The following is a 7902-nucleotide window of genomic DNA, read 5'->3' on the forward strand; positions in this document are numbered from 1 at the left end:
ACTGACCTCTATACTACCGATCGGCATATACGTAGTATTGTAAGAAAAGCTTAAGAGCAGGTTCATTTTTGGCAAATATCTTTACCAAACTTATTAAATCTGTGATTTTGAGGAAAATAGAAGCATGACTAACGCTCGTCCTATTCGCCGCGCATTAATCAGCGTATCAGACAAAACCGGTATCGTTGAGTTTGCCCAAGCTCTTGCAGACCGTGGTGTTGAACTGCTATCAACAGGCGGCACTGCTCGCTTATTAACCGAAAACAGCATCTCTGTGACTGAAGTATCCGATTACACTGGTTTCCCAGAAATGATGGACGGCCGTGTCAAAACGCTTCATCCTAAAGTCCATGGCGGTGTACTGGGTCGTCGGGGCCAAGACGATGAAGTGATGGAAAAGCATGACATCAAACCCATTGACATAGTGGTCGTCAATCTATATCCATTTGCAGAAACCGTTGCTAAACAAGGTTGTACTCTTGCTGACGCAGTCGAAAACATCGATATTGGCGGCCCCACCATGGTGCGTTCCGCAGCGAAAAACCACAAAGATGTCACTATTGTTGTCAACACAAGAGACTATGATCGCGTTATTGCTGAAATGGATGAAAACGAAAGTTCTCTTACTCTAGATACACGTTTCGATCTTGCCATTGCCGCATTCGAGCACACAGCAGCATACGATGGCATGATCGCTAACTACTTTGGCACTATGGTTCCTTCCCATCACTTCTTATCATTGGATGAAGACGGAAAAACAGCGGACAAAGATTCAAAATTCCCACGCACTTTCAATCAGCAGTTAATCAAAAAGCAAGATATGCGCTATGGCGAAAATAGTCACCAAGATGCTGCTTTCTATATCGAAGCTAACCCAGAAGAAGCTTCGGTTTCAACCGCTAGACAAATTCAAGGAAAAGCACTGTCATACAACAATATCGCGGATACAGACGCTGCTCTTGAGTGTGTGAAAGAATTTGATGAGCCAGCTTGTGTGATAGTTAAACACGCCAATCCATGCGGCGTTGCTCTAGGCAAAAACATTTTAGAAGCCTATGATCGTGCTTATAAAACCGATCCTACCTCGGCATTTGGTGGCATCATAGCCTTTAACCGAGAGTTAGACGCCGAAACAGCTAGTGCTATTGTTGAGCGTCAGTTCGTTGAGGTCATCATTGCCCCCTCTGTTTCACCGCAGGCAATTAACATTGTTGCAACGAAGAAAAACATTCGTTTACTCGAGTGTGGTCAATGGTCAACTAAAACAACAGGCCTCGATGTTAAACGCGTTAATGGCGGCTTGCTAGTACAAGACAGAGACCAAGGTATGGTTAGCTTAAATGATCTAAAAGTAGTGTCTAAACGCCAACCGACTGACGAAGAGCTTAAAGACGCACTATTTTGCTGGAAGGTTGCCAAGTATGTTAAATCAAATGCGATCGTTTATTCAAAAGGCGATATGACCATAGGTGTTGGCGCCGGACAGATGAGCCGTGTTTACTCTGCGAAAATAGCAGGTATTAAAGCAGCAGACGAGAACCTACAAGTTGAAGGCTGCGTGATGGCATCTGACGCCTTTTTCCCATTCCGTGACGGTATAGATGCCGCAGCAGAAGCTGGGATTAAATGTGTAATCCAGCCTGGCGGCTCGATGCGTGATGATGAAGTCATCTCTGCTGCAGATGAGCACGGAATGGCAATGATTTTCACGGGTATGCGTCACTTCCGTCATTAATTTTTCATTTTCGTTGGCACGATTGTGATGTTCTGGCTCCTTATCTTCCAAGCAATAGTGTCAACAAGTCGAAAAACGATATTTTGAAATCAAGGAATTTTGAATATGCAAGTTTTAGTTATTGGTTCCGGTGGTCGTGAACACGCACTCGCATGGAAAGCGGCACAAAACCCCAATGTAGAAGTTGTCTATGTTGCTCCAGGTAACGCTGGCACCGCATTAGAGCCAAAGTTAGAAAATGTTAATATCAAGGTTGAAAGCATTTCTGAGTTGGTCTCATTTGCACAAGAAAAGAACATAGAACTCACCATAGTTGGACCAGAAGGGCCTTTGGTTATTGGTGTCGTCGATGCTTTCCGTGAGGCTGGTTTGCCGATTTTCGGTCCAACACAGGCAGCAGCGCAACTAGAAGGCTCTAAGGCTTTCACCAAAGACTTCCTCGCTCGTCATAATATCCCAACAGCAGCCTATGCAAACTTTACCGAAATTGAGCCAGCACTTGCCTACGTGCGTCAACAAGGGGCTCCTATTGTGGTCAAAGCCGATGGCTTGGCTGCAGGTAAAGGGGTAATTGTCGCCATGACCTTAAAAGAAGCGGAAGATGCCATTCAAGAGATGCTGGCTGGTAATGCTTTTGGTGATGCGGGCAGCCGAGTTGTTATAGAAGAGTTTCTCGATGGAGAAGAGGCAAGCTTCATTGTTATGGTCGATGGGAAGAATGTTCTGCCTATGGCAACCAGCCAAGATCACAAGCGTGTGGGAGAAAAAGACACTGGCCCCAATACAGGCGGTATGGGTGCTTACTCGCCAGCACCGGTTGTCACACCTGAAGTTCATGAGCGTATTATGCATGAAGTTATCTACCCAACGGTACGCGGTATGGAAGCAGAAGGACACCCTTATACAGGCTTCCTTTATGCCGGCTTGATGATAGACAAAGCAGGAACACCAAAAGTCATTGAGTACAATTGTCGTTTTGGCGACCCTGAAACACAGCCTATCATGATGAGAATGGAATCCGACTTGGTCGAGCTATGTCTAATGGCCATCGATGGAAAGCTCAATCAAGCTGAATCTAAGTGGGATCCTCGTGCATCTATCGGCGTCGTTCTCGCCGCTGGCGGCTACCCACTAGAGTATGCAAAGGGTGATGTTATCTCCTTACCAAATTCGCCACTGGCTGATCAAAAAATATTTCACGCAGGTACTGCGCGAAATGATGAAGGAAAGATTGTCACTAATGGCGGGAGAGTTCTCTGCGCCGTTGCACTAGGGGATACGGTCTCACAGGCTCAGAAGCAAGCATACGAGCTTGTTGAGACTATTCGCTGGGATGGGATGTTTTATCGTAACGATATCGGTTACAGAGCAATAGAGCGTGAGAAAGCTTAAATAGGCATTCAATTCAAAAAGGCGCATTGAGCGCCTTTTTTATGGATTACTATCTTCTTTCAGCAGACTAGGACGCTCGACACACTTATGCTCATCATCAGAAAGCAACAGTAAACCCTCGACTACAACACTATTACTTCTTCTGCTACCGACAAAGGCAACATAATTTTCCACATCAGACAAGCGGTTAACGACAAATGCCGGCAAGGTCTGATTAAACTCTAGATGATCGTAGCTCTTACCTTCGCATGTTTCGAAATGAGCCCCATCCCAGAAACCTTGAATCAATCTAAAGCCCTTCTTATCTTGAGCTTTCGCTACATCCGCCGCGCTTGTAGCCTCATTCATATAATGAGCCAGTTTAGTAGGTTTAATCGGAAGTATTTTTCCATCGAGACGGTAGTACTGATAAATGGCTTCTCCGTCTTTATTAAAACGAATGTGAATACGATAGTTTACTAGAGCATCGTTTTTGATTCGCTCACCTTCACGAATCATCTCTCTGAGTTTACCTTGAGACCAACGATAGTCGCTATGGTACCAACCATAATCGCCAGCAGTAACATAATCCGCAGCAGAACTGGGTGACGCCGACTTTTCCGTATACCAATAGAGGCTAGTGGCATCTCCAGCACTTTTTCCACCGGTATAGTAAGAAAATTGTTCTTGATTAGGTAATGGCGAGCTGGAAGAACAACCTAAAATTAGAGAAGTGATTAGTGAAGAGAGTAGAAGTTTTTTCATGACTATGATGCGCCAAGACGGAAAGCCATCTTGGCGCCTTATAAATTATTTTACAGCGTCTTTCAAAGCTTTACCCGCAACAAATGCTGGAACATTTGCCGCAGCGATTTGAATCTCTGCACCTGTTTTAGGGTTGCGGCCAGTGCGAGCTGCACGGTGATTGACTTTAAACGTACCAAAACCAATTAGCTGAACTTGGTCACCCTCTTTAAGCGCATCTGTCACTCCATCGAGAGTCGCTTCAAGCGCTGCTTTAGCTTGAGCTTTAGATAAATCTGCTTTCTCTGCAATAAAGTCGATTAATTGGGTCTTGTTCATTAGGTTTCCCTTCTTATAGGTTATCGAATTCTGCTCACTCTAAAACATAAATGCCCTATCTGGCAAAGGTTTGTAAGTGATCTTTCGCTTTAATGACGTACTTTTAACCATAATATGAGTATTAACTCACAATTTGTTACCTTGATCTCTTTTTTCATTGCTTGCTTTCAAATACAAACAGCCCTATTTATAGGGTATTATCATGAACAAAGCCTGACATGATGGGGGTTGAGGAAGACGCAAAGCGCACGGAGAGCGAATAACTCAATATTGATTAAAATAAAATCTAACAGTTCCACCCTCATGGGACTTCTTATTGGAGTCACTAAGGAAATATTCACAATCTTTGACACAATCAGAAAAGTTTCATCAACATAGGAAATTTATGTTACTCCTCACCATATACGTTTCAATCGCCATCGGTATATCTTTTATTTGCTCTGTACTTGAAGCCGTGTTACTTAGCATCACTCCTAGCTACATAGCTCAGCTTCGTCAACAAGCACACCCGGCCGCAGAGAAATGGACAGTATTAAAGGCAGACATAGATCGACCTTTAGCCTCTATTCTCACCCTAAACACCATAGCACATACCATTGGTGCCGCGAGCGCTGGTGCGCAGGCCTCTGTGGTCTTTGGCAGTGAATGGTTAGGTGTATTCTCTGCAATATTAACTCTCGGGATATTGGTACTTTCTGAAATTGTGCCTAAAACACTCGGAGCAACATACTGGCGCCAACTCGCCCCTTTAACAGCAGTAGTTCTTCGATGGATGGTTTGGACACTCGCACCCTTCGTCTGGTTCTCAGAACAAATTACCAAACGACTAGCCAGTGGTCATCAGTTACCAAAAATGCGAGAAGAGCTATCAGCCATGGCACTTTTGGCGAAAGAAAGTGGAGAATTTGCCGAGGGAGAGACAAAAATACTGAGCAACTTACTAAGTATTCAAGGTGTGCCAGTCACTCAGGTCATGACGCCTCGCCCGGTGGTATTTAGAGTCGATGCAGAGATGACCATAGATCAATTTCTCTCTCAATATCATGATTCGCCATTTTCAAGACCTTTAGTATACAGCCAGTCTAAAGATAATATCTTAGGCTTTGTTCACCGCCTAGAGATATTCAAATTACAGCAAGTTGGAGGAGGTAATAAGCAACTAGGGGCAGTGATGCGTCCTGTCCATGTACTTTTAAATACCCTATCTCTACCTAAGGCATTTGAACAGATGATGGCCAGAAGACTTCAGCTGGCAATGATTGTTGACGAATATGGCACGATACAAGGCATACTGACTCTAGAAGATATATTTGAACATCTAGTTGGGGAGCAAATCGTTGATGAAGCTGACAGAGCTCCAGATATGCAGCAGCTCGCTTTCGAGCGATGGGAAAAATGGAAGGCTAAGCATGGAGTCATTGAAAATAGCGATGATGACGAAACAGCTGTAAAAGAGAATAAAAGCAAAGAAAATTAAATACAGGGGCTAATAGCCCCTACACTGTTTACAATGACACGCCTATATTGCTTACACCTTCTTCTCTAAGCTCTAAACGCAGGTCTTTGATCAAATCGATGTCTCTTTCGTTAGCATCTTTAAGAGGACGAAAGATTGCCCATTGCACATCCCACTCCTCACTAACCGCTTGATTATCCTTCTGATTATCATTGGTTAACTGGATGCCAGTTTGAGCCTGCTCAAGCTCAGCGACGGTTTGTACTGACAACTGACTTACCTTCTGCATACTTTCAAAAAGATCATCTCGATCAAGTAAGCCATGTAATAGTGTTGATAAGCCCACGCAAGCATCAATTGCAGGATACACCCCATAAAACTCAAAATCTTCTGAGCTAGGGATAATCTCTTCAAGTTTTTCTAACTGACGCTCATAATTGATTTTGGCGTTCTTTACCGTTAACTGCTCCCAAACACTATCGAGAATATCGCGATAAATCCGAGATTCAGAGAAAGCTGTACTGTCGCAAAACTTCGCATAATTGGGATACATGCGTTCACACAGACAGGCCATAAAGGTAATCTGCTTCCATGGTTCTAACTTTTCAAGGCGAAGTTGGAGAGGGTTCTGTAGCATAAAGGCTCATTGGTTCAAAAATGGACCGCAGAAGTGTACTTGATAACCACAATGGAAAAAAGCCAAGACGATGAAGAAATTCACCAATAAAGTCTATTTACTTACCGAACACAATGAGAAGTACCAATCACTATTAGAGGACAAACAACTAACTGATCTCGAAATTGTCACTACCCCTTGCGATGCGAGCATCCTATTAGCTTCACCGGCGTTAGCGGTTAAGCGGCTGGATGAGTTTCCAGAGCTGGAATGGATTCAATCTGTTTATGCTGGTGTGGACTCCATATTCAAAGCCAAAACAGACGACTTCATTCTTACTAATGTTAAGGGGATCTTTGGTCAACAAATATCAGAGTATATTATTGGCTACTTAGTGCAACACTTTCGTCATCTTCCTCATTATCATGAGGCGCAGTCCCTATCAAGCTGGCAACCCAAGAGCTATCGTACTTTAGACGGACTGACCATGCTCACACTAGGGACAGGCTCAATAGCTAGTCACCTAGCAAAGGTGGCTCAGTCTTTTGGCATTAAGGTAGTAGGAATCAATCGAAGTGGTATACCAACAATCAACTCCTCGTTTGATGCCACCTATCATATCCAAGAGCTTGATAGCATCCTCAGCAAAGCTGATATCATAGTCAATACATTGCCTAGCACATCTCAAACGCATCATATACTCGACGAAACCAGTTTATCTCATTGTTCGTCTGCATTATTGTTCAATGTTGGACGTGGTGATGCCATCTGTGAGAAAGGCCTGCTTTCAGCGCTCGAAAGCCAATCAATTGAGCACGCATTTCTCGATGTCTTCGAGCAAGAGCCCTTAGATAAATCCAACCCTATGTGGCACCATCCATCTATCACGATTACACCACATATTGCCGCGCTCAGCTTTCCCGACAAAGTTATCGAAGTTTTCGCAGAAAATTACCAACGCTGGCGAGATGGATTTAGCTTAATTAACCAAGTTGACTTAACAAAAGGTTATTAATGCTCGATAAGCTCATCAACGAGGTTCGCCAATGTAAAGTATGCGAGCCAGATTTGGCTCTAGGGGCTAGACCCATTATCCAAGCTGGTACAGAAGCAAGGTTACTAATCATAGGTCAAGCACCGGGAATCAAAGCTCACAATACAAATATGCCATGGAATGACCCGAGTGGGGATAGATTAAGAAAGTGGTTACAGGTTGAGCATTCCGTATTCTACAATCCGAGTAAAATAGCGATTATGCCAATGGGACTTTGTTATCCAGGCAAAGGGAAATCCGGAGATTTACCTCCGCGACAAGAGTGTGCACCCTTGTGGCATAACTCGGTTTTAAAGCAGTTACCCAATATCCGTATGACTCTATTGATTGGCCAATATGCTCAAAGATACTATTTAAAGGACAAACCCAACAATCTAACTGAAACCGTTCAGCTTTGGCAGCAATGGGCCCCTGACTATGTACCTTTACCTCATCCTTCGCCTCGCAACACGCTATGGCTGCGACGCAATCCATGGTTTGAATCTGAGGTGGTTCCATTTATCAGACAACATGTCCGTGAGGTCTTAAAGCCTTATAATTGATTGGGGCTCATAAAAGTAAAAAACCCCAGCATTGCTGCTGGGGTT

The 7902-nt window shown here is 43.9% G+C and carries 8 protein-coding genes; 5 read left to right on the top strand and 3 right to left on the bottom strand.

Annotation, left to right across the window (positions count from 1 at the left end):
- The first annotated feature begins 124 nt into the window (after window positions 1-124).
- Together purH and purD are read left to right on the top strand one after the other, a co-directional pair.
- Window positions 125-1735, top strand: a complete 1611-nt coding sequence (gene purH, locus MHN79_RS14560) for a bifunctional phosphoribosylaminoimidazolecarboxamide formyltransferase/IMP cyclohydrolase (protein WP_239173467.1) — start codon at window positions 125-127, stop codon at window positions 1733-1735.
- A 105-nt stretch (window positions 1736-1840) separates the two neighbouring features.
- A complete protein-coding gene (gene purD, locus MHN79_RS14565; RefSeq protein ID WP_239173468.1) occupies window positions 1841-3127 on the top strand; it encodes a phosphoribosylamine--glycine ligase in 1287 nt (428 codons plus the stop codon).
- Window positions 3128-3166: 39 nt separating this feature from the next.
- Here the strand turns inward: purD and MHN79_RS14570 are convergent, their stop codons facing one another.
- Together MHN79_RS14570 and hupA are read right to left on the bottom strand one after the other, a co-directional pair.
- Complete coding sequence (locus MHN79_RS14570; protein WP_239173469.1) at window positions 3167-3871, bottom strand: DUF1481 domain-containing protein; 705 nt, start codon at window positions 3869-3871, stop codon at window positions 3167-3169.
- A 45-nt stretch (window positions 3872-3916) separates the two neighbouring features.
- Window positions 3917-4189 (bottom strand): nucleoid-associated protein HU-alpha, encoded by a 273-nt coding sequence (hupA, locus tag MHN79_RS14575; protein WP_021707210.1) that lies wholly within the window; start codon window positions 4187-4189, stop codon window positions 3917-3919.
- Window positions 4190-4574: 385 nt separating this feature from the next.
- Here hupA and MHN79_RS14580 point away from each other — a divergent pair, with 385 nt between their 5' ends.
- Complete coding sequence (locus tag MHN79_RS14580) at window positions 4575-5666, top strand: hemolysin family protein (RefSeq protein ID WP_239173470.1); 1092 nt, start codon at window positions 4575-4577, stop codon at window positions 5664-5666.
- Between the two features lie 28 nt (window positions 5667-5694).
- On the opposite strand, the gene MHN79_RS14585 is transcribed toward MHN79_RS14580, so the two are convergent.
- Entirely contained in the window at window positions 5695-6282 is a 588-nt protein-coding gene (locus tag MHN79_RS14585) for a DUF416 family protein (protein ID WP_239173471.1), read from the bottom strand.
- 70 nt (window positions 6283-6352) lie between these two features.
- Between MHN79_RS14585 and MHN79_RS14590 the strand changes: the two genes are divergently transcribed.
- Both MHN79_RS14590 and MHN79_RS14595 read left to right on the top strand, forming a co-directional pair.
- Window positions 6353-7276 (top strand): D-2-hydroxyacid dehydrogenase, encoded by a 924-nt coding sequence (locus MHN79_RS14590; protein ID WP_239173472.1) that lies wholly within the window; start codon window positions 6353-6355, stop codon window positions 7274-7276.
- Window positions 7276-7857: a uracil-DNA glycosylase family protein gene (locus tag MHN79_RS14595; protein ID WP_239173473.1), complete on the top strand. Its 582-nt coding sequence runs from the start codon at window positions 7276-7278 to the stop codon at window positions 7855-7857. Before MHN79_RS14590 ends, MHN79_RS14595 begins: the two co-directional genes overlap by 1 nt.
- Window positions 7858-7902 lie beyond the last annotated feature (45 nt).

The organism is Vibrio sp. Of14-4, from assembly GCF_022347625.1.
Lineage (GTDB): Bacteria > Pseudomonadota > Gammaproteobacteria > Enterobacterales > Vibrionaceae > Vibrio > Vibrio pristinus.